The sequence below is a fragment of the Archangium minus genome (assembly GCF_044360475.1).
GTDB lineage: Bacteria > Myxococcota > Myxococcia > Myxococcales > Myxococcaceae > Archangium > Archangium minus.
Window position 1 is genome coordinate 9,556,367 of record NZ_CP043494.1, and the last position, 22,212, is coordinate 9,578,578.

Sequence of the window (22,212 nt, forward strand, 5' to 3'; positions counted from 1 at the left end):
CATCCAGGCCTGCATGGCCTGCTCGAGCAGTGTTCCAAAAGGAAACCCAAAGCCCCCCATGCTCAACAAGACAACCGGAATGGCAGTCACATTACTGGTCGCCAGCCTGATGGCAGACGATTCTCTTGCCGCCACCTACGGCGTGCAGCCTTCAGGTTCATCCGCCATCTTCTACGTCGACACAACCTCCTGGGCGGACATCCATTACCGCCTCAACAACGGGGGGCAGCTCAACGTCAGGATGACTGTCACCAATGGAAGAAACCAGTACACGGTGAGCAACCTGAGCAGTGGTAACGTCATTGATTACAACTTTACCTACTGGGACACCGCTTGTAACTGTGCTCGGGATACGCCCGCGGCCAGGTACACCCACGGTACCGTTGTCGATGGGGGAACGGGCGATGGCGGTACAGATGGCGGCACGGGCGATGGCGGCACGGATGGGGGAACGGGCGATGGCGGCACGGACGGCGGCATCGCCAACATCGTGCCCCTCTTCAACAGCAGCACGCCCCTGGAACCCGCCCTGGTGGAGGACACGCCTCAGGCCCTGATCACCCGCGTCGGTGAGCGGGTACGCGATCGTCATGCACGTGAATCAGAATTCCAGGCGTACGATCACTTCCTGCCTCTGTATTTCGTGAACCGGACGTTCTACGTGGAGATCGTGGACCAAGTCGCCAAGGGAGGAAACCAGATCACGGTCAACCTCCATACGACCTACCCCCATGACGGCACGAACTTCCGGGCGTTCTTCAGGGGCATCAACACGGTGGCGGAGTACTGGCATAACGGGACCTTCTCCCGCGTGAATGACTATCTCTATACAGCCAGCGTCGGCTACAACGCCAAGGAAGGGCGGGCGATCCGGATTGGCGATCGCATGGAGATAGAGGTGGGCGTCTTCCTGAAGCGGCCGGTGGAAGGACGTTTCAACTATTACGCCCGTGCATGGCTCTACATCGTGGGCAGCGGCGGCATCGTCCCCTTCGAGGGCGTTGGCACCACCCTGGACTCGTATCCGCTGCCGGAGGCCGCGTGGAGCGGCGGCCGGACCACGCTGAACCAGCCGTACTCGAACGAGCCCACCAAGCGCTTCATGCAGATGGCGTTGAACATCGCGCCCGTGAACACGCAGACGTTCGTCGAGGGCCGGCGCATCCATCACACCGACTTCGGTGATGGCAGCCATTCCGAGTCGGGCAACCCCCTCTTCACGGAGCAGCAGAACAAACTGGGGCCGAACTACATCGCGCGGACCTGCGTCGCCTGTCACAAGAACAACGGACGGGGCCTGCCGCCCGCCATCAACACCACGTTGAACAACATGGTGGTCAAGGTGGGGCAGGCCAATGGCGCCGCGGATCCGCAGCTGGGCGCCAAGCTGCAACCGTTCAGAACCAGTGGCACGGCCGAGGCGGATGTCCGCATCTCCAGGTGGGATGAGAGCAGCGGCCAGTTCAGCGACGGCACGACCTATCAGCTGCGCAAGCCGGCCTACAGCTTCCTCAATGTCATTCCCACCCACTACTCGGCGCGCGCCACCCCGCAGCTGGTCGGACTGGGCCTGCTGGAAGCCGTGCCCGAGAGCGCCATCTCCGCCCTGGCCGATCCGAATGACAGCAACGGTGACGGCATCTCCGGTCGCATGAGGACCGTGACGGACCCCCAGACGGGTGAGACCCGCCTGGGCCGCTTCGGCTGGAAGGCGAGCCTGGCGCGTCTACGGCATCAGGTCGCCGATGCCTTCAACGGAGACATGGGGGTCACAAGCTCCGTCTACAAGACCCTGGATTGTGGCTCGGCGCAGACCGGCTGCTCGGGCTCCAGCACGGAGCTGAGCGATCAGGACCTCGACAAGATCGTCAGGTACATCGCCCTGCTGGGTGTCCCGGCTCGCCGCAACCTGAACGACGCGCAGGCCGTACGAGGTGAGTCCCTCTTCCAGAGCGCGGGGTGTGCCAGCTGCCACAAGGCCACGCTGACCACGAGCCCCTATCATCCGCATGCGGAGCTGCGCGGCCAGACGATTCACCCCTACACGGACCTGCTGCTGCATGACATGGGACCAGGCCTGGCCGACAACCTGTCGGAAGGCAACGCCTCGGGTTCGGAGTGGCGTACCCCGCCGCTGTGGGGCATCGGCTTGACGGCCGGCGTCAGCGGCGGCGAGGCCTACCTGCACGACGGCCGGGCGCGCAACCTGTCGGAGGCCATCCTCTGGCATGGAGGTGAGGCCGAGTCCTCCAAGAGGGCCTTCGTCAACATGTCCAGCGCTGACAGGGCTGCCTTGATCCGCTTCCTGCAGTCCATCTGATCCCGTCTCGAGTGCAACTCTGGGGGGCCGCGATGCTGCGGCCCCCTTTTCATTTGCACCACTTCCCGAGGAGGAAGCTCGCAACATCCTACAAATTTGTAGCAACTCGCCGCACGGGTGACAAAAATGTAGGACCGCTCGGCTTTCGGCACGTTCCGCTGGCGACGCCCCTTCTCCCAAGAAGCTACAAATTTGTCGGCTCCCGAGGGGAAACCTACAATTTCGTAGCCCCGGAGACGGCGCGGGTAAGCCTGCCTGGCAGGCCGCCCTCGGCTCAAACCCCTCGTTATTTCAATGGGATACGCCACCCCGCCGCGCTTCAAGGCGCTGGCCCTCCAGTTGCACTGGCCCTCATGAGAGCGGGCCCATGAGGCCCATTGCGTGAGAGGTGATGATGTCGGCAGGAATCGTCGGAGCCGATGTGGCGTGGGTGCTGGTCTCGTGCGCCCTGGTGATGCTGATGGTCCCGGGGCTGGCGCTCTTCTACGGGGGCATGGTGCAGGGCAAGAACGTGCTCTCCACCCTCATGCACAGCTTCGGCGCTCTAGCGGTGGTAACGGTGGTGTGGGCGCTCTGGGGCTACTCACTTGCCTTCGGAGAGACGCAGGGAGGCCTCATTGGAGGCACCACGCACCTGTTCATGAAGGGCGTGGGGCTCGAGGCTCGGGGCACGCTGCCGCACACCCTCTTCTTCCTCTTCCAGGGCACCTTCGCCGCCATCACGCCCGCGCTCATCAGCGGCGCGTACGCCGAGCGGCTCAAGTTCTCCGCCTTCCTCCTTTTCACGGTGCTGTGGGCGACGTTCGTGTACGCGCCCGTGGCGCACTGGGTGTGGGCTTCGGACGGCTGGCTCCTGAAGCTGGGCGCGCTCGACTTCGCGGGTGGAGCGGTGGTGCACCTCACCAGCGGTGTCTCGGCACTCGTGGTGGCACTCGTGGTGGGCCGCCGCAAGGGCTCGCGGCAGCCCCCGCACAACCTCACCTTCACCCTGCTGGGCGCGGGGCTCCTCTGGTTTGGCTGGTTCGGCTTCAACGCGGGCAGTGCGCTGGCGGCCAATGAGCTGGCCGCGCTCGCCGCGACCAACACCCATCTGGCGGCCGCGTCCGGCGCGGTGGCATGGGGCATCGTCGACCTGGTGCGCCTGAAGAAGGTGACAGCGCTGGGCGCCGCCAGCGGGCTCGTGGCGGGTCTGGTGGGCATCACTCCAGCGGCCGGCTTTGTCTCGCCCATGGGCGCGTTGGCCATCGGCCTGCTGGCCGGCACCGTGTGCTACGGCGGCGTCCTCCTCAAGGAGCACCTGCACTACGACGATGCCCTGGATGTCGTCGGTGTGCACGGCGTGGGCGGCGCACTCGGCGCCCTGCTCACCGGAGTGTTCGCCACCGTGGCCGTCAACCCCGCCGGAGCCGATGGTCTCCTCGCTGGCGGCAACTGGGCCCTCGTTGGCAAGCAGGCGCTCAGCGTGCTGGCGGTGGCGGCCTTCTCCGCGCTGCTCACCTTCGTCCTCCTCAAGGTGGTGCAGGCGGTGGTGGGTCTGCGCGTGGAGGACGAGGCCGAGTTCGAGGGGTTGGATCTCCACGTCCACGGCGAGCGCGCCTACCACTCCGGCATTGCCATGGGCAGCCCCAGCCTGACGCCTCGCGAGGCGCCTCCCGCGGAAGCCAGCGCTCCCGCCCAGGCTCCGCTCAACGCCGAGCCTGCAATGGAGGGTTGAGCTCCGCCGCGCCGGAGCCTCCACGGGCAATCGCAAGACGAAGCGGGCACCTCCCTCGGAGCGGTTCTCCGCGTGGAGCGTGCCCCCGGCGCGTGAGACGTACTCAAGGCACAAGGCGAGCCCGAGCCCCGTCCCCTTCCCCGGGGGCTTGGTGGTGAAGAAGGGCTCGAAGAGCCGCGGCAGTACTTCGGGAGGAATGCCCGAGCCGTTGTCTTCCACCTCGATCCGCAACCCGCCGTCCACCCCCCTGGCCCTCATCACGATGAGGGCCCGACGCGCGGGTACCGCCGTCTCCACCGCATCCGCCGCGTTCAGCAGCAGGTTCACCAGCACCTGAACCAGCTGCCGCTGTCCCAGGCGCACGGGCGGCAGCCCCGAAGTCACATCCAGCGACACCTCTCCCAGGCTGTGCAGGCGCACCGAGGCCAACCGCTTCGCCTCGTGCATCGCGTCTTCCGGCTTCCCTGCCTCATCACGGGTTTCCTCGCGCGAAAAGCGCCGCAGATCCGCGACGATCTGCTGGATGCGCAAGACGCCCTGCCGCGTCTCGGCGATCACCTCACACAGCTCGGCGCGATCCTCCGGCCCCTCCTCGCGCCGCAGCTCCTGCTCGAGGAAGCCCAGGTTGGACTTCACGAAGGCCAGCGGGTTGTTCACCACCTCGTGGGCCCCCAGGAGTCCGGGCTGTACATGGCGACGAACAGCGGAGCCACCCTGCCCCCTCCGCCAGCCCGAGCACCACGAAGCTCACGCTCCACGCGACGTTCAACAGCGCGAGCTTGGGCACGAAGACACCCAGCTCCATCCAATGGAGTGACACTCCCACGAGGAAGAGGGCCGCGCAGACGAAGTAGTTCTTCCTCATCACCCGGCGCAGGGCGAGCAGCTCGGCGGAGTCAGCCGTCATTCTGTACTCCACTGAAACAGTCCACAACCGTCTTACTCCCCGTTGAGAGGAAATGAAGCCTCCAACCCGCCCCACTTGAGTCGGCAGCCTGGCAGGCGACCGAGAACCCAGCACCTGGATTGACCCGGAAAAAAGCGACCAGGCCTCTCCACGAGTGTCGCCGTACCAAAGGAAGGCCGGAATGCATAGCCCACACAGAAGTGCCACGAACTGGACGGGACTCCTGTCCCTCCTCTTCATGATGTTCACAGCCTGCCAGCCGGAGACCTCCTCCGACGAGAGCAGCGAGCCGATTGACTCGAACAGTCCCGGCGCGACCCTCGCGGAGCTGGTGAGCTGCACCGGAGTCCCCGAGTGGAATGCCAGCACCATCTACAACCCGGGCGCGCGAGTCGTTTACAAGGGCAACCTGTACGAGGCACTGGTCGCCATCTGGACGGCAGACCCTGTCCTCGGCACCGCCAGCGGCTGGTACAAGCTCATTGGCTCCTGCACTGACGGCGGTACCGGGGGTGACACCACCGCTCCTTCTCAGGTGACGGGCCTGCGCTCCACCAGCATCGCCAGCACCCAGGTCTCCCTGGCGTGGAACGCGGCAACGGACAATGTTGGCGTTACCAGCTATCTCGTGCTCCGCAATGGCACACAAGTCGGCACGTCGGTTGGGACGACATACACGGACAGTGGTCTCTCGCCTTCGACGCAGTACACCTATGCCATCCAGGCGCGCGACGCCGCGGGAAACGTGTCGGTGACGAGCGTCGCGGTTTCGGTGACCACAACGTCCGATGGGACTGGAGGCAACCCCGATGGCTCGTGGCACCCGAGCTACCTCGCGCTCGGTACGGTCTATGAGCCCTTCACGGGCACCGACGCGTTCTTCTCCAAGGTCAACCCGCTCTTCCCGGCAGGCAAGCGGCTCGACTACGGCTATCTGTACCTCAATGGAGGTTCGCAGATCAGCGAGTGGCATGGGCGTGCCGAGCGGCTGGCCAAGAAGAGCAAGGAACAGGGCATGACGCCCATCTTCGTGGTGTATGGGATTGGCGGTAACACCGACAGCCACGCGGCCGTATGGAGCAACCTGCAGAGCGCCAGCTTCCTCTCGCAGTACTTCCTGGCCCTGCGCGACGTGGCCGAGACCGCGTCGGGTATCATGGGAACGGGCCGAATCGGCTACATCCTCGAGCCCGACACGCTGGGCTACATCCAGCAGCAATACGCCTCGCAGTATGGCAACGATCCCTCGAAGATCCCCGCCGCCACCCATGCCGTCTACGACTCGGGGGTGCTCCAGCGTGGGAAGGATCCATCCTTCCCAGACACCCTGACCGGGCTCGTCCAGAGCATCAACTACACCCTGCGCAAGTACACCCCGAAGGCCTTCCTCGGCTGGCAGCTCAACCTCTGGGCGGCGCCAGGGGCGCCCAGCACCGGCATCATGCACTCGACCGAGGTGTATGGCTTCGAGGCTGGCAAGGCCCGCATCCAGGAGAACGCACGCGCCAACGCGAGCTTCGCCCAGAAGGCCGGAGTCCAGTATGGCGGCGCCGAGTTCATCTCCATCGACAAGTATGGTCTGGACGGCGCTATCGCGGTCGGCGCGAACCCGAATGATCCGGCGAGCTCGCTGTGGTTCTGGAACGCGGACCTCTGGAACAACTACCTGCTCTTCGTCCGAACCCTGAAGGAGACGCTCGGGTTGCCCGTGGTGCTCTGGCAGCTCCCCACTGGACACATCAACGGCACCACGCGCCGCAGCCCCACGGCGTACAACCCCTCCGGCACCTTCCCGGACCTGCCCAATACGGTGCAGCGCTACGAGGACTCGGCGTCCACGTATCTCTTCGGCGATACCTTGACGCTCTCGGGCAACCGGCTGGCCTACTTCTCGAAGAACGTGTGGAACGATCCCAAGGTCTCGGTGAACGGCAATACGGTCACGTGGGGCTCGCACCTGTCGGAGGCCGCCCACGCGGGCGTCGTCGCCATCCTCATGGGCGCGGGTGTCGGCCTGAGCACTCGAGGCATTCCTCAGCCTGGGAGCTATCCCGAGGATCAGCCGACCGATAACTACTATTGGATCACTCGCATCCAGGAGTACTACGCCAACCCAGTGCAGTTGCCCTGACGCACCGCGTTCCTTCCTCCGGCAAAGACGGCATGACCCGAAATTTCGGGGCCGACGCTCTATCCCAAGCGTTCTGATTTTTCAGTTTCTTTGCCCGGAGGAAGCATGCGTCAGTCGAGGAAGTTCATTGTCAGCGCCCTGTTGGGTTCACTGGTCGCCTGTGGCGGCCAGGAGCCGCAAACGTCGAGCAACACCCAGGGCTACGAGCTCGCGGCCTCCGCCGCCGGATTGACGGCCACCCTCAACGCCGGCTCCAGCTGGGAGGGTGGCTTCAATGGGGTGGTGACGATCAAGAACACCACCAGCAGTCAGATTTCGGACTGGGCGCTCACCGTCAAGTTCAACGGCAACGCCGCGATCAGCGGCTCCCCCTGGGGCGCTGGCGGCTCCGCCACTCGGGGAAGTGATGGGTCCTGGACGCTCCTTCCCAACACCTGGGGCGGCAATATCGTGCCCGCCAATGGCAGCGTGACCGTGACCTTCTCGGGGACGGGGACGTACTCGGGGGTGAGCAGCTGCACCATCAACGGGTATGCCTGTGATGGAAGCCAGTTGCCTCCCGACAACGACACCACGCCTCCCACGGTCAGTCTCTCGGCCAGCCCGACGAGCCTCACGAGCGCGGGCAGCGTGAGCCTTTCGGCTCCGGCGAACGACAACGTGGGAGTGGCCAAGGTCGAGTTCTACAGAAACAACACCTTGCTGAGCACGGATACCGCCAGCCCCTTCAGCGCCTCGGACGCCTTCAACTCCAGCGCCCAGAATGGCACCTATGGCTATACGGCCAAGGCCTATGACGCCGCGGGGAATGTCACCACCTCCAGCGTGGCGAACGTCACCGTCAACATCTCCGGCGAGCCGCCTCCGCCTCCGCCTCCCGGGGGAAGGATGTACATCGGGTATGCCAGCAGCTGGAACACGAGCATCAATGATCTGACGACCACGATCATCCCCAGCTACTACACGCACCTGAACCTCTCCTTCGTGCGGCCGAACACGACCTACCAGAGAGGCTCGTACGAGTTCGATCAGGCCGTGGCAGGCCTCGAGTTCTTCGAGGGTGCCACCACGAACACCGGGCAGAAGAAGTTCACCGCGGAGCAGGCGCGGACGCTCATCAACAACATCCGGGCGCTGCGCGCGCGTGGCACCCAGGTGTGGCTCTCGGTGGGAGGCTGGACCTACAGCCAGGGCAGCCAGTGGTCGGAGTTCAGCGCTCCGCATGTCGTCGACCTGGCGCAGGACCTCGAGGTCGACGGCATCGACATCGACTGGGAGTCGAGCGGGAGCAACTGCAACAAGCTCTCGGCGGCTCAGTTCAGCTGCAGCAAGGATGGGGAGATCGCCCACATCATCACGAGCCTGGACAGCACCATCAAGGCCCGAGGCTTGAAGCTGGGAATCTCGATCGCGGGCTGGTCGACGGGCGCCTACTACGTGGCGGGGACTCCGTTCGAGGAGGGCAAGGTGCAGTGGGGCTCGCCCTTCGGCGGAACCATGTACAACGTGGTGAAGAACCACGGGAACAAGCTCCACCACATCAACCTCATGTCCTACGACGGCGGCGACTACTACGACCCCCGCGAAGGCTATGAGTCGTACCGGGCCATCTACAGCGGGCCCATCGCCATGGGCCTGGAGATTGCGCCGGAGGGCGCGGGTGGCGCGACGTTGAAGCTCAACGCGGAGCCCGGCACCGTCTACGACGCCGAGATGCTCACGGGGCAGAACAACATGGCGACGAAGTATTACAACGTCGAGACGCTCGCCACGTACATCAAGAACAAGGGCAAGCCGACTGACGGAATGATGGTGTGGCAGATCTGGAAGGAGCGCGTCCACGCCACGCCGCCCGCGGGTGCGGCCTCGGTGAACGCCACCGGCCAGAAGGTCTGCCAAATCCTCGGCATCACCAACAACTGCAACCAGAGCCTGCCCAACCTGCCGAAGTACTAATCCCCTTCAGGTAGGTCCACGAAGGAGAGCCGCTGGGAACAGGAGCTGACTCGCGGCCATTTCCCCTCTCCCTTCGGGAGAGGGACGGGGTGAGGGTATCGGGTGAACCCAGGTTGAACCCCTGTCCACACCGCGGGTCACGGGTTGAAGAACGGGCTCGGCTACCCTCACCCCCACCCTCTCCCGAAGGGAGAGGGAGTACCGGTCACTTTCCTGAAGAGGGGTAGGCGCAGGCCTCGCGCCCGGCGGAGTGAACCGCCGGGCGCGGAAGTACAACTACGCCCGACCCGACGCCTGCCGTCCCTTGCGGGAGAGCGCGTCGATGGACGCGGCCACGAGCAGCACGCCGCCCGTCACCATGAACTTCACGGAGGACGAGAGCGCGAGCAGATCCATTCCGTTGGAAATGGAGCCGATGACCAGCGCGCCCAGCAGAGCCGACCACGCCGAGCCGCGCCCGCCGAAGAGGCTGGTTCCGCCAATCACCGCCGCCGCGATGGCGTTCAGCAGCACGTCTCCGCTGCCCGAGGACTGGTTCACCGCCATGAGGCGGGACGCCGCCAGGATGCCTCCGCAAGCAGCCAGGGCCGAGGCCAGCATGAAGATGGTCGTCCGGATGCCCGGCACCGAGATGCCCGCCCGGCGCGCAGCCTCCGCGTTACCACCCACCGCGAAGGTGTGACGCCCGAAGCGCGTGTGCCGCAGCATCAGCTCCAGCATCAGCGCCAGTCCCACGAAGATGACCACGGCCAGAGGCAGCCCGCGGTCCATCGTGAACACCGTCATCGCCGCAATCAGCACCGCGGAGGGCGCCCCCACGGCCATCAACGTGGAACGCCAGGGAGCAAGCGGCAGCCCCGCCTTCGCGCGGCGCCGCCGGCCGTTCAGCATCACCGCCGTCAGGATGCCAATGGCCAGCACCGTCACCGTCCAGGCAATGGCCGGCGAGAAGAAGGTCCCCGTCAGGGAGACGATCAGATCGTCATTGAGGTTGACCGTTCCCGTGTCTCCCAGCACGTACAGCAGCGCGCCCTGCCAGCCGAGCTGGCCCGCCAGGGTGACCACGAAGGTGGGCACGCGCATCCGCGTGAACCACAGGCCGTGGAACAACCCCACCGCCGCTCCCGCGCCGAGCCCCACCAGCAGCGAGGGCACTCCCGGTAGCTGGTGCTTGACGCTGAGCATGGCCATCACCGCCGCCGCCAGGCCGCTCACCGCTCCGGCCGACAGGTCGATCTCCCCCAGCAGCAGCACCAGCACCAGGCCCACCGAGATGGTGCCCATGGCGGAGATCTGCAGCATCAGGTTGGTGAGGTTGACCGGAGAGAGGAACCGATCGTTGGACAGGTAGAAGATGAGCCAGATGACGACCAGGCCCACCATGACGGGCAGGCTGCCCAGCTCACCCTGCGACAACCGGCGCCGGTAGGAATCCAAGACGCCCTTGAGACCAGGGGCGTCGGCGATGAGCCGAGGATCCCTAGCGTACTGATTGACCGTGTTGGTGCTCATCGCGCCTCCTTTGCCACGGCAGGGGACACCTCGGCCGAACGCAGGCCGGTGATCGCCGAGACGACTTCCACTTCCTTCGCGCTCTTCACATCGAACGTCGCCACCCGACGGCCGAGCCGCATCACGATGATGCGGTCGGCCACCGAGAACACGTCCGCCAGGTTGTGGCTGATGACCACCACGCCGAGCCCCTGCTCGCGAAGCCGGCGGATGAGATCCAGCACCTGACGGGTCTGCGCCACACCGAGTGCCGCGGTGGGCTCGTCCAACAACACCATCTTGGGCGAGCCCATCATCGAGCGAGCCACCGCGATGGACTGCCGCTGTCCACCCGACAGCGCCGCCACCTGGGTCCGCACGCTGGGGATGCTCACCGCCAGCTTCTGGAGCAGCTCCGATGCCTCCTGCTCCATGGCCGTCTCATCCAACCAGCCCAGCATCCCTCCCAGACCCTTGGACTTGAGCTCGCGACCCAGGAACAGGTTGCCGACCACGTCCAGGTTATCGCAGAGCGCGAGGTCCTGGTACACGGTCGCGATCCCGAGCCCCGAGGCGCTCTTCGGTCCGTCCAGCGTCACGGGCTTGCCCTCGAAGAGGGTCTGCCCCTCGTCAATGGGGAGGATGCCGGAGATGATCTTGATGAGGGTCGACTTCCCGGCCCCGTTGTCTCCGACCAGGGCGACGACCTCCCCTGGGTACGTCTCGAAGTCCACCTGGCTGAGCGCCTGGACGGCTCCGAAACGCTTGGAAATCCCCTTCAGCTCCAGCAGTGCGGTTGATGGCATTTGCATCTACTCCTGTGTCACTGCAGCTGCGCGGTCGCGCAGGCCTGCTGGTAGGCGCCCGAGCAGACCTGCTCGCTCGTCCAGAAGCCGTCGGCCATGACGGTGCTCTTCACGTTCTCCCGGTTCACCGCCACCGGGGCGAGCAGGATGGAGGGCACGTCCTTCTTGTTGTTGTTGACCTGGCCGTTGATCTTCGACGCGTCGGGCTTCTGGCCACGCACCAGCGTGACGGCGAGCTCGGCGGCCGTCTCCGCCTCCGGCTTGATGGCCTTGTACACGGTCATGAACTGCTCACCGGCGACGATGCGCTGGATGGCCGCCAGCTCCGCGTCCTGACCCGTCACGGGCGGGAGCGGGTTGACGCCGGCCGCCTTCATCGCGGCGATGGCACCACCGGCCGTGCCGTCGTTGGCCGCGTAGACGCCGATGATCTCCGACTTGCCGAGCCGGGTCACGGCCTGCTCCATCTGCTGCTGGGCCTTGTCCGGGCTCCAGTCCGGCGTGTCGTACTCCGCGCCCACCGTGAAGCCGCTCCCGTCGATGACCGAGTGCGCACCGGCCTTGAAGAGCTTCGCGTTGTTGTCGGTGGGCGAGCCGTTGATCATCACCAGCGTGCCGCTGGTCTTGCCGTCCGCCTTGAGCTTGTCCACCAGCGCCTGGGCCTGAAGCTGGCCGACCTTCTGGTTGTCGAACGAAATGTAGTAGTCGACGTCCGAGTTGACGACCAACCGGTCGTAGCTGATGACCTGCACCTTGGACTGCTTCGCGCGCGCCACAATGGCCGACGCCGAAGCCGAGTCCACGGGATCCAGCACCAGCACGCTGGCGCCGTTGGTCAGGGCCGCCTCGGCCTGGTTCTGCTGCTTGGCGGCATCCTGATCCGCGTTGCTATAGATGACCTGGCACTCGGGGCAGAGCTCCTTCACCTTGCGCTCGAAGATCGGCCGGTCGTGGGACTCGTACCGGGAGGTCTTCGACTCGGGCAGGAGCAGGGCAATCTTCTTGGCCGCCGGCGCCGCGGGAGCGCCCGCCTCACCTTCCGGCTTCTTGTCACTCTTGCAGGCGGTCGACAGCAGCGCCGCCAGGGCCACCACCGTCACACGGTTGTGGAGGAGGTGTTTCGCGAAACGCGTATTCATCTGGGAACGTCCTTTCGGTATCGGGGGGATCGAAAGTCGGGGGGATCAAAAGCGCCGCGAGAATAGTCGCCATCCACGCGGATGGATCGCTCTCTCGCGGTCGGGAGCCTGGAACTTGATGCGTTCCAGGGCTTCTCACTATGTAGGATTTTGAAAAACATCCCGCCAGCGAGAGGAGCTGGCGGGGTGAATCAGAACCACCACTCGGCGCGGGCACCCACGTAGTGACCGATGGAGCTGCCGCCGCCCATGGTCTGCAGGTAGGGCGAGACGAGGTTGGCCACCGCGTCCTCGTCGTAGAAGGCGATCGTATAGAAGAGCCGCAGGTGGGGGCGGGCCCAGACGCTGCGCTGACCGGTGGGGACGATGGTGGGCACGAGGGAGAGCTTCAGCGCATTGGACATGGGGCCGTTGCCCACGCGCAGACCCTGGTAGGTCGCCTCATTGATGAGGTGGAAGTAGTCGGACAGGTAGAGGGTGCTGCGGGCGCCCACCGAGTAATCGAACCAGCGATCCGTCACCGTCGACGCAGGAGCGCCGGGCACCTCGAGGGTCCGCTCCGTGCCCTGGTTCCAGTGGAGGATGCCGTAGGCATTGAGGCTGAGGAGGGGGCTGACGTTGAAGAGGAAGTGGTCCACGACCTCCAGGCCCGCGGCATCGGAGTACAGGCGGTTGTCACCCGGGGGGCCCAGCACGTCCCACGTCTGCGAGCCCGAGCGGCTGCCCGAGGCGATGCGGCTGCCGTAGCGCACCGACACGTCGTTGAAGTTGTCGCCGCCCAGGCTGAAGTGACCCTTGATGCCCGCCACCCAGCCGAAGTCCGACGGCAGGTCGCGCTGCGTACCGTCAGCCAGGCGCGCCCCCTGGAGCTCCGGCAGCAGGTGGAACTCGCCCAGCAGGTGGAACGAGTGCCCGGCCTCCAGCTTGTGCACGTACTGGCCCACCAGCATGGTGCGCTGGCGGCGCAGGTCCGCCTTCCCGTCCCCGTCCGAGTCGAAGTTGTACACATCGCCCGTGGTGGACGCGGACGTGTGCAGTAGCACGGCCACGTCAAGCGGGCCGTACGTCACGCCCACGCCCTGGCCGGTCAGATTGTTGAAGTAGAAGTAGTCCGCGATGTGCACATCCGCGCCGCGGTAGAAGCGGGCGCCGGCCCACAGCTTCAGTCCGGGGGCCAGGATGTTGCCCGCCTCGGCGTAGGCCTGGAACAGCTCGATCTGCAGCGTCTGGGCGTTCCTGTTGCCGAAGGTACCGATGAACAGGCCGTTGTTGGCGAACATGGCCGGCGTCAGCACCACATCCGCATAGGCCGCCGTCGGATCATCCTTCTTCGGCTCCAGGAGGTGGAACCGGATGGTGGGCTCCAGGTAGTCGCCCTCCTCCAAACGTCCGCCCTGCGGCCCCCCCGTGAGGTTCATCGTCTTGCCCTGGATGAACTTTCCCGTCACGGGCGACCACGCCAGACCGACGCGGCCGTACATGGAGATCTCCAACCGGTCCGCCAACAGGCTCGCCCGGGCGGAGGCGGGAGCAGCCAGAAGCACGAGGGCACACAACGTCAGGCACGTGCGCCAAACAGAGCGCGCGGGAAGAAGGGAACTACCAGATGTCGCCAAGTGAACCTCCAAACGGGTAAGTGACTGGGGAGTCAACGCGACGTTATATTTTGCCGTCGTCCTTGTCTGCTTTACCGAGCAGTTCCGGGAATAACCCCGTGTCCGGAAACCAACACGCATTGGAGGAACGCATGGACAACGCACTGCGCAACGCTTTTCACGACGCACTGCGCAATACCTTGATGGGGCTCGCCCTCGCCGGGGCGCTGGTCATCCACACCCGGGCCGAGGCGGCGACGGTCACCATTTCCTGTGGCACCGTGGGCCAGGAGTTCGAGCAGTGCAGGAAGGGGGCGGAGGCCTGGGCGAAGAAGGCGGGACATCAGGTCAAGGTGGAGAGCGGGCCCACGGACGCGAGCGAGCAGCTCACGGTCTTTCAGCAGCAGCTGTCCGCGGGCGCCTCGGAGATCGACGTCTACCGCGTGGACGTGGTGTGGCCGGGCATCCTCGGTGCGCACTTCATTGATTTGAAGCCATACATGTCAGAGGAGGTGTTGTCACAACACTTCCCCGCCATCGTGAAGAACAACACCGTGGACGGGAAGCTGGTGGCCATGCCGTGGTTCACGGACGCAGGCCTCCTCTATTACCGGCAGGATCTGCTGGAGAAGCACGGTCAGAAGCCTCCCACGACATGGCAGGAATTGGCCCAGGTCGCCAAGCTGGTGCAGGACGCCGAGCGCAAGGCCGGCAACACGAAGATGGTGGGCTTTGTGTTCCAGGCCAAGGCGGCGGAGACGCTCACGTGCAACGCGCTGGAGTGGATTGACTCCTTCGGTGGCGGGACGATCGTCGCGGAAGACGGCAAGGTGACGATCAACAACCCGAAGGCGGTGGAGGCGCTGAAGACGGCGGCCTCGTGGATCGACACCATCGCGCCCAAGGGCGTGCTCAGCTACGAGGAAGAGGGCGCGCGCGGCGTCTTCCAGTCGGGCAACGCGGTGTTCATGCGCAACTGGCCGTATGCGTGGGCGCTGGCCAACGCGCCGGACAGCCCGGTGAAGGGCAAGGTGGGGGTGGTGGCCCTGCCCAAGGGCGGCGCGGACGGCAAGCACACGGGTACCCTGGGGGGCTGGCAGCTCGCGGTGTCGAAGTACTCCAAGAACCAGGAGGCCGCGGCGGACCTGGTGAAGTACCTGACGGGCCCCGAGGAACAGAAGCGGCGCGCGCTCGAGGCCTCCTTCAACCCCACCATCATGAGCCTCTACAAGGATCCCGACCTGCTCAAGGCCAACCCGTTCTACGGCAACCTGCTGGATACCTTCACGAACGCGGTGGCGCGGCCCTCGAAGGTGACGGGTCCCAAGTACAGCCGGGTGAGTGCCGACTTCCGCAACGCCGTGCACACCGTGCTGTCCGGTAAGGGCAAGCCGGAGGAGCAGCTGAAGGATCTGCAGGGGAAGCTTGATCGACTGAGCCGCAGGGGGAAGTGGTGAGCGCAACTGGAGTTCCCGTCACACCCGCCTCATCCACCGGGGCCGAGTCAATCAAGAAGGAGGTTCCACCTCCTGCCCGGAGTTCGCTCCTGGAGCGGCAGCGCGTCCGCTCAGCGTGGCTGTTCCTCTTGCCCACGCTGGTGGTGCTGGCCGGGGTAGCCGGCTGGCCGCTGCTGCGGACCTTCTGGTTCGCTTTCACGGACGCGAACCTGTCCGACCTGGAGGCCGCACAGTACGTCGGCGTGGACAACTTCATCCTCGTGATGGAGGACCCCACGTGGTGGCGCTCGGTGTGGAACACGTTCCGCTTCACCGGCATCTCGGTGGCCCTGGAGACGGTGTTGGGGATGATCATCGCCCTCACGCTGAACACCCGCTTCCCCGGGCGCGGCATCATGCGGGCGGCGGTGCTGGTGCCGTGGGCCATTCCCACCGTGGTGTCCGCCCGCATGTGGGGCTGGATGTTCCATGACGTCTACGGCGTCATCAACGCGATGCTGCTGAGCGTGGGGCTGATCTCCCAGCCCATGGCTTGGACGGCGGACCCCTCGTTGTCCATGGCGGCGATCATCGCGGTGGACGTGTGGAAGACCACGCCGTTCATGGCCCTGTTGCTGCTGGCGGCGCTGCAGATGCTGCCGGAGGAGATCTACGAGGCCGCGAAGTTGGACGGAGCGAACCGGGTGCGCGTCTTCTTCCAAATCACCCTGCCGCTCATCCGCGGCCCCATGCTGGTGGCCATCATCTTCCGCGTGCTGGACGCGCTGCGGGTGTTCGACCTGTTCTACGTCCTCACCACCAACAGCAGCGAATCCATGTCCATGGCCGTCTACGCGCGGCAGCAGATGTTCGAGTTCCAGGATCTGGGGTTGGGTGCGGCGGCGGCCTCGCTGCTGTTCGCGGTCATCGCGCTCTTCACCGTGGCCTACCTCTCGCTGGCGCGGGTGACCGCGGAGGAAGCCGCATGAGAAAGCTCAACCGCATCTTGGGGAAGATCGGCTTCTGGCTGCTGGTGGTCCTCATCACCGTCTACACCCTCTTCCCGTTCTACTGGGCGGTGGTGTCCTCGCTGAAGAAGGGCAGCGCGCTCTTCGAGGTGGAGGCCTGGCCCGCACAGCCAGCCTGGGAGAACTACAGGCTGGTGTTCAGCGAGCAGCCGTTCGGGGAGAACCTCCTCAACTCGGTGCTGGTGGCCGGGTCCGTGGTGCTGGTGTCGCTCTTCCTGGCGGTCACGGCCTCCTTCGCGCTGGCGCGCATCCGCTTCCGGGGACGCACCCCGCTGATGCTGATGATCCTCGGCGTGTCGATGTTCCCGCAGATCGCCGTGCTCTCGGGCATGTTCGAGCTCATCCGCTGGCTGGGGCTCTACAACCAGCTTCCGGGCCTGACGCTCTCGTACCTGCTGCTCACCCTCCCCTTCACGGTGTGGGTGCTGACAACGTTCATGCGGGAGCTGCCCAAGGAGTTGGAAGAGGCCGCGGTGATGGACGGAGCCTCGCCGTGGGTCATCTGCACGAAGGTGTTCCTGCCGCTGCTCAAGCCCGCGCTGGTGACGACGGGGCTGCTCGCCTTCATCTCCGCGTGGAACGAGTTCATCTTCGCGCTGACGTTCACGCTGGGGCAGGACAAGCGGACGGTGCCCGTGGCCATCGCACTGCTGAGTGGAGCAAGCCAGTACGAGCTGCCGTGGGGCCTCATCATGGCGGCCTCGGTGATCGTCACCGTGCCGCTCATCATCCTGGTGCTCATCTTCCAGCGCCGGATCGTCTCGGGTCTCACCGCGGGAGCGGTGAAGGGCTGAGCCGTGGGGGAGCGGGCACACCCCCGCTCCCCCGCGTAACACCGGCCCCTTACGGGCTCTTCGCCGGAGCCTCGGAAGCGGGCCTGGCACCGCGCCGCAGGCCGGCCACGTCCTTCTGGACCGCCTTCTGGGCCTCGCTCAAGGCGGCCTTGGGCGTGGCGAGCCGATGGAGAACGGCGTTCATGGCCGAGGTCGCTGGAGACCAGACCATGGTCATCTCCGGAAGGTTGGGCATGGGAAGAGCCACCTCGGCCTGCTTGCGGATCGCCGACAGCACCGGGTCCGAGGCAATGGCCGGCTCCTCATAAATCTGGGCGAGCGCGGGGTTCTGCCGGCCCTGCAGCGCCATGACGCGAGCGCCCTCAGGACCCGTGAGGTAGCGCACGAAGTCGTAGGCGGCGTCCTTGTGTTTGGAGTGCGCGGAGATGCCCACGCCCTCCACCGTCATCCACGGCTTCAGGGGCTTGCCGCCCGCCTCGTCCACCGTGGGCAGCGGAGCCAATCCATAATCGATGCCCGGAGCGATCTCCCCGATGAACCACGGGCCGGAGAAGACCATCGCCGCCTTGCCCTCGTTGAACAGCGACGTGACGAGCGCCGTAGACGGCTCGGCAGGCATCAAGCCCTCCTGGCCCACCCACCGCAACAACTGCTCCAGGGATTTGACGTTCTCCGGCGCGTCCAACCGCACCCGAGGACCTGGATCAAACACGCGCCCCCCGAAGGCGTGCATCAGCGCCGCGTGGTAGTAGAAGTCCGTGTAGGGATAGGCGAGGCAGACCCGGTCCTTCTCCGCCGTCCTGGCGCGCAAGGCCTTGCACATGGCCAGCATCTCGCCCGTGGTCCGGGGCGGCTTCTCCAGCAGCTTCTTGTTGTAGATGAGGGTGATGGCCTTGAAGTTCAGGGGCAGCGCATAGACGGAGCCCCGATAGGTCATCGCCTCCAGCGTCCCCGGCACGTAGCGTTGCCGCACGGAGGGCTCGAGGAAGAAGTCGAGTGGCTCGAGCAGCCCGCCGCCCTCCACCCAGCCTCCGAGCCGATCCTGCGGGAAGACGAAGACATCAGGCCCCACCCCGCGCGACAGCGTCGCGGAGATCTTGTCCGTGAAGGCATCCGAGGGAATGGCCAGCAGCTTCACCTGCACGCCGGACTGCTGACGGGCCGCGTTGTAGGTGGCGACGATCTTCTCCAGTGCGGTGCGCTCGGAGGCACGGTAGCCGTGCCACACCACCACCTCGGAAGCCCGAGCCAGCCCCGCCCAGGACACCAGGGTCCACAGGAGCAGGAGTGAAAACGATCGACAGCTCTTCATGCGCGTGAATCCTTTCACGTCACGTCTACCATCTCGCCGCTCGGGAACGGAGTCGGCCGCGGGTCGTGGCGTTGAAAGGAGCGCGAGGACGACCCCGGGCGCGGCGGACAATGCACCGGCCCGGGGCCTCGACTCTCGCGAGACTGCGACTACTTGCCGCTGTCGATGCTGAACAGCTCGGCGGAGGACGTATCGGTGTTGCTGACGCCAGCGGTGGCCAGCACCCTGCCGTCATCGAGCAGCGTGGCCGTCTGACCGTAGCGGTCCACGTTCAGGTTGCCCGCGGGGCACCAGGTCCCGGTGGCCGGATCGTACAGCTCCGCGGCCTTCAGGATGCCGGTGGCCTCGTGGTAGCCGGCGGTGGCCAGCACCCGACCGTTGGGCAGCAGCGTGGCCGTGTGGTAGCGGCGCGGCGTGCTCATGCTGCCGGTGGCCTTCCAACTCTTCGTGGCCGGGTCATACAGCTCGGCCGAGGTGCTGCTGGCCACGTCCCAGCTCCCACCACCCGCAACCAGCACCTTGCCATTCGCCAGCAGCGACATCGTGTGGAAGCGGCGCGCCGTGCCCATGCTGCCCACCGGAGTCCAGGTGCCGCTCTCCGGATCGTACAGCTCCGCCGAGTTCAGGGTGGAGCTGGCGTCATTGCCACCACCCGCCACCAGCACCTTGCCGTCGGGCAGCAGCGTGGCCGTGTGATCACGACGGGCCGTGCCCATGTTGCCGGCGAGCGAGAAGGTGCCCGAGGCCGGGTCGTACAGCTCGATCGAGGACAGCGCGACACCCGAGGTGTCCTCGCCACCGGTGATCAGCACCTTGCCGTTGGGCAGCAGCGTGGCCGTGTGGTGCGTGCGGAACACCTGGAGGCTCCCGGTGGCCCTCCAGCGGCCGAAGGACGGGTAGTACAGCTCGGCAGTGGCGAGCGTGAGGGGGCACTGTCCGCCGCCGGCGATCAGCACGCGCCCGTCCAGCAGCCGCGTCATCGTGTGGTAGTGGTGCGTGGCCAGCGTGTCACCCGTGCGCGTCCACGTGCCCGTGCTCGCGTCATACAGCTCCGAGGTGGTGTTGAAGCCGCCCGCCACCAGCACGCGCCCGTCCTGCAGCAGCGCGGCCGTGTGCAGCATGCGCGGCAGCGCCAGGCTGCCCGTGTTCTCCCAGGTGCCCTTCACGCGGCAGACGCCGACACGAGTGCCCGGAGCGTTGGAGCGGAAGTTGTTGAGGCCCGGGGTGAGCCAGTTGGCCGCCGGCTGCGCGGGGATGGTGCCGTCGTCGTTGATGTTGGTGATGGAGTACGCGTGCTGGTTCCAGATACCGCGCGTCCCCACCCACTCGTCGGCACGGTCGCGGAACACGCGGATGCCGTTGAAGCCAGCGCCGCCCACGTGGTTGTTCTCCACCACGATGATCTCCGCGCTGCCGTCCGCGTCCACGTCGACGACGAGCGGGAGCTCATGCGTGGTGCCCGAGCTGTGACGGGTCTGCCAGCGCACCTCGCCCGTGACACCATCGAGCACGCGCAGCGAGATCTCGTCGGCGTAGATGACCTCGACCCGGCCATCGCCCTCGAAGTCGAAGGTGGTGGAGGTCGTCTTCCCGGAGCTGTACTCCTGGATGGATCGGGTCCACTTCACGGAGCCATCGGCCCCGTAGACGGTGTAGTTCCAATCACCGGCCAGGCCGATCTCCACCTGCCCATCACCATCGAAGTCCGCGATGTTGGGCGCACCACCGTGACCACGCCAGGTCGGGAAGGACTGTCCGGGGTCCGTGTAGTGGACGTCGCGCGTCCACAGGAGCTCGCAGTTGTCGTCGAGCAGGCTCACCGAGCCATAGCCCGCCACGGCGATCTCCGCGGCCGGGTCCTCATCAAAGTTGGCCACGCCCGCGAAGCCGTGCGGAATCTCCGTGTTCGCGCACTTGAGGCTGCCGTCGGCCTTGTAGACGGAGCGGCCGTTGATGACCTCCTGAATGCCGTCCTGGTCGATGTCCGCCGCGAAGGAGATGGGGCCGGTGTAGAGGGCACCGCCCATGCCGTCAGAGCCCACCCACTTCAGCGCGCCCGTGTTGCTGTAGACGCGGTTGCCGTCGAGGATCTCCACGGTCCCATCGCCATCCAGGTCCGCCAGCGAGGGGCCACCCCACTCGTTGAAGTCGTAGGCGTCCGGCGCCGAGCGGAACTTGAAGGTGCCGTCGTTCTCGAAGCAGATGATGCCGCGGCCGTTCTCGGGGATGCCGCAGATCTCCACCTTGCCGTCGCCGTCGATGTCACCGGCGGCGATGCTCGCCGCGGGCTTCACCCGAGCAGACGGATCCGTCGCGGCCCACAGCTCACGTCCATCATCGCCACTGATGGCGCGGAGCACGCCGTTGCTGTTGCCGTTACCGCCCTCTTCGTTGACGCGGTTGAAGTACTCGCCATCGAAGGTGCTGAAGACGATGTCCGGAGTGCGGTCCCCGTTCACGTCCACCACCACGGGCGTCATCATCACCTGCTTGTGCGCCGGCAGCACCGAGCTGCCCGTCCACGCCCACTGCAGCTCCGGCGTGAGACTGGCGGCCATGGACGTCAGAGACTGGCTCGGCGCCCCGCGGATGAGCGCCTCGGCGCTGGGTGCCGGAGCCTGCTGCTCCTCGTTCTGCACCTGGCTGCAGGCGGCCAGCACCATCAGCGACAGCGAGACCCCCGCGCGCCGTGAGCTCCAGCCCTTCACTCTCGTCTTCATGAAAAAATCTCCCCTGGCCGGCCGTTGCCCACCCCTCGCTGGACAGGAAGGCCGACTTATTCATCTAAAATGAAAATTATGTCGTCCCCCAAGCGAAAACGGTGAAACAGAACTCGAATTATTCGAGGACCCTAAACCCTAAGAATCCTGTGAATCGCTTCACAGCCACGCGCGAAGCGGCGCCGTATAACTCAGGAGTGCTGCTGGATGTGTGTGCTGTTGTCATTGCTTGTGGGGGGACGTCATGGAGAGCCAGGCATCGACGTGGAGCGCGGTGTCGTACGACTGGAAGCACGACTGTGAGATGCGGTTGGTGCATGTGGGTGCCCAGGACACCGTTCGCGGGACGTTCTTGAACGGAACGCTGCAGGCCATCCGCACGCTCGGAGGCGAGCCGTTGGAGAAGGAGTGCCTCGCGGCCTGCGGGCACGAGCGGTTCGTGGAGGGCTTCAGCTACTCCATCAGCGTCCACCTGCGGATGATCTCCACGGCCATGCCAGAGCTGATGGTGCGGTGCGGCAGCTCCGAGCGGGTGCTCCGGTACTTCGGCCGGCGCGCGGCCATGGACTTCCTGGCGTCTCCGGCGGGCAGGATGATGCTGACGCTGGCGAAGAGGGACCCGAAGCAACTGCTGAGCAGCCTGCCCTCCGCCTACAAGGCGTCGGTGAGCTACGGGGAGAAGAGCATCGAGTGGACGGGGCCGAAGAGCGGCCGCGTCGTCCTCAAGCGCGAGTTCCTGCCGCATGCGTTCCACGCGGGCATGGTGGAGCTGCTGCTCGAGGTGGTGGGCGCGAGCAGAGCGAAGGTTTTCGGCCGGCAGACGGGCCGGCTCGATAGCGTGTGCGAGTTCTCCTGGGAGTGAG

At 65.8% G+C, this 22,212-nt stretch carries 14 protein-coding genes and 1 pseudogene; 8 read left to right on the top strand and 7 right to left on the bottom strand.

Going from position 1 to position 22,212, the window contains the following annotated elements:
- The first annotated feature begins 58 nt into the window (after positions 1-58).
- Together F0U60_RS38950 and F0U60_RS38955 are read left to right on the top strand one after the other, a co-directional pair.
- A complete protein-coding gene (locus F0U60_RS38950) occupies positions 59-2,320 on the top strand; it encodes a di-heme oxidoredictase family protein (protein WP_395807327.1) in 2,262 nt (753 codons plus the stop codon).
- A gap of 391 nt (positions 2,321-2,711) precedes the next feature.
- Entirely contained in the window at positions 2,712-4,034 is a 1,323-nt protein-coding gene (locus F0U60_RS38955; RefSeq protein ID WP_395807329.1) for an ammonium transporter, read from the top strand.
- Between the two features lie 78 nt (positions 4,035-4,112).
- Here the strand turns inward: F0U60_RS38955 and F0U60_RS38960 are convergent.
- Positions 4,113-4,481: pseudogene (locus F0U60_RS38960) on the bottom strand (ATP-binding protein); the annotation flags it as partial.
- A gap of 641 nt (positions 4,482-5,122) precedes the next feature.
- Between F0U60_RS38960 and F0U60_RS38965 the strand changes: the two are divergent.
- Together F0U60_RS38965 and F0U60_RS38970 are read left to right on the top strand one after the other, a co-directional pair.
- Entirely contained in the window at positions 5,123-7,072 is a 1,950-nt protein-coding gene (locus F0U60_RS38965; protein ID WP_395807331.1) for a fibronectin type III domain-containing protein, read from the top strand.
- A 105-nt stretch (positions 7,073-7,177) separates the two neighbouring features.
- On the top strand, positions 7,178-9,028 hold the full coding sequence (locus tag F0U60_RS38970; protein WP_395807333.1) for a glycosyl hydrolase family 18 protein: 1,851 nt from the start codon (positions 7,178-7,180) through the stop codon (positions 9,026-9,028).
- 276 nt (positions 9,029-9,304) lie between these two features.
- On the opposite strand, the gene F0U60_RS38975 is transcribed toward F0U60_RS38970, so the two are convergent.
- The 4 genes from F0U60_RS38975 to F0U60_RS38990 form a co-directional block, all read right to left on the bottom strand.
- On the bottom strand, positions 9,305-10,540 hold the full coding sequence (locus F0U60_RS38975; RefSeq protein WP_395807335.1) for a sugar ABC transporter permease: 1,236 nt from the start codon (positions 10,538-10,540) through the stop codon (positions 9,305-9,307).
- Entirely contained in the window at positions 10,537-11,325 is a 789-nt protein-coding gene (locus F0U60_RS38980; protein WP_395807337.1) for an ATP-binding cassette domain-containing protein, read from the bottom strand. Before F0U60_RS38980 ends, F0U60_RS38975 begins: the two co-directional genes overlap by 4 nt.
- A 17-nt stretch (positions 11,326-11,342) precedes the next feature.
- A complete protein-coding gene (locus F0U60_RS38985; protein WP_395807339.1) occupies positions 11,343-12,464 on the bottom strand; it encodes a sugar ABC transporter substrate-binding protein in 1,122 nt (373 codons plus the stop codon).
- Positions 12,465-12,655: 191 nt separating this feature from the next.
- On the bottom strand, positions 12,656-14,008 hold the full coding sequence (locus F0U60_RS38990) for a carbohydrate porin (protein WP_395807341.1): 1,353 nt from the start codon (positions 14,006-14,008) through the stop codon (positions 12,656-12,658).
- 203 nt (positions 14,009-14,211) lie between these two features.
- Here F0U60_RS38990 and F0U60_RS38995 point away from each other — a divergent pair, with 203 nt between their 5' ends.
- Genes F0U60_RS38995 through F0U60_RS39005 form a run of 3 tightly spaced genes read left to right on the top strand, consistent with a single transcriptional unit; the run spans position 14,212 to position 17,317 of the window.
- A complete protein-coding gene (locus F0U60_RS38995; protein WP_395807343.1) occupies positions 14,212-15,516 on the top strand; it encodes an ABC transporter substrate-binding protein in 1,305 nt (434 codons plus the stop codon).
- The gene (locus tag F0U60_RS39000) at positions 15,513-16,484 is read left to right on the top strand and encodes a carbohydrate ABC transporter permease (protein ID WP_395807345.1); all 972 of its coding nucleotides are present in this window, start codon (positions 15,513-15,515) and stop codon (positions 16,482-16,484) included. Before F0U60_RS38995 ends, F0U60_RS39000 begins: the two co-directional genes overlap by 4 nt.
- Positions 16,481-17,317: a carbohydrate ABC transporter permease gene (locus F0U60_RS39005; RefSeq protein ID WP_395807347.1), complete on the top strand. Its 837-nt coding sequence runs from the start codon at positions 16,481-16,483 to the stop codon at positions 17,315-17,317. The genes F0U60_RS39000 and F0U60_RS39005 overlap by 4 nt, the downstream gene beginning before the upstream one ends.
- A gap of 49 nt (positions 17,318-17,366) precedes the next feature.
- Here the strand turns inward: F0U60_RS39005 and F0U60_RS39010 are convergent, their stop codons facing one another.
- Together F0U60_RS39010 and F0U60_RS39015 are read right to left on the bottom strand one after the other, a co-directional pair.
- A complete protein-coding gene (locus F0U60_RS39010; RefSeq protein ID WP_395807349.1) occupies positions 17,367-18,629 on the bottom strand; it encodes an extracellular solute-binding protein in 1,263 nt (420 codons plus the stop codon).
- 149 nt (positions 18,630-18,778) lie between these two features.
- Positions 18,779-21,349 (bottom strand): kelch repeat-containing protein, encoded by a 2,571-nt coding sequence (locus F0U60_RS39015; protein WP_395807351.1) that lies wholly within the window; start codon positions 21,347-21,349, stop codon positions 18,779-18,781.
- Positions 21,350-21,593: 244 nt separating this feature from the next.
- On the opposite strand from F0U60_RS39015, the gene F0U60_RS39020 reads away from it, so the two are divergent.
- A complete protein-coding gene (locus F0U60_RS39020; protein ID WP_395807353.1) occupies positions 21,594-22,211 on the top strand; it encodes a TIGR02265 family protein in 618 nt (205 codons plus the stop codon).
- Position 22,212: the final 1 nt, after the last annotated feature.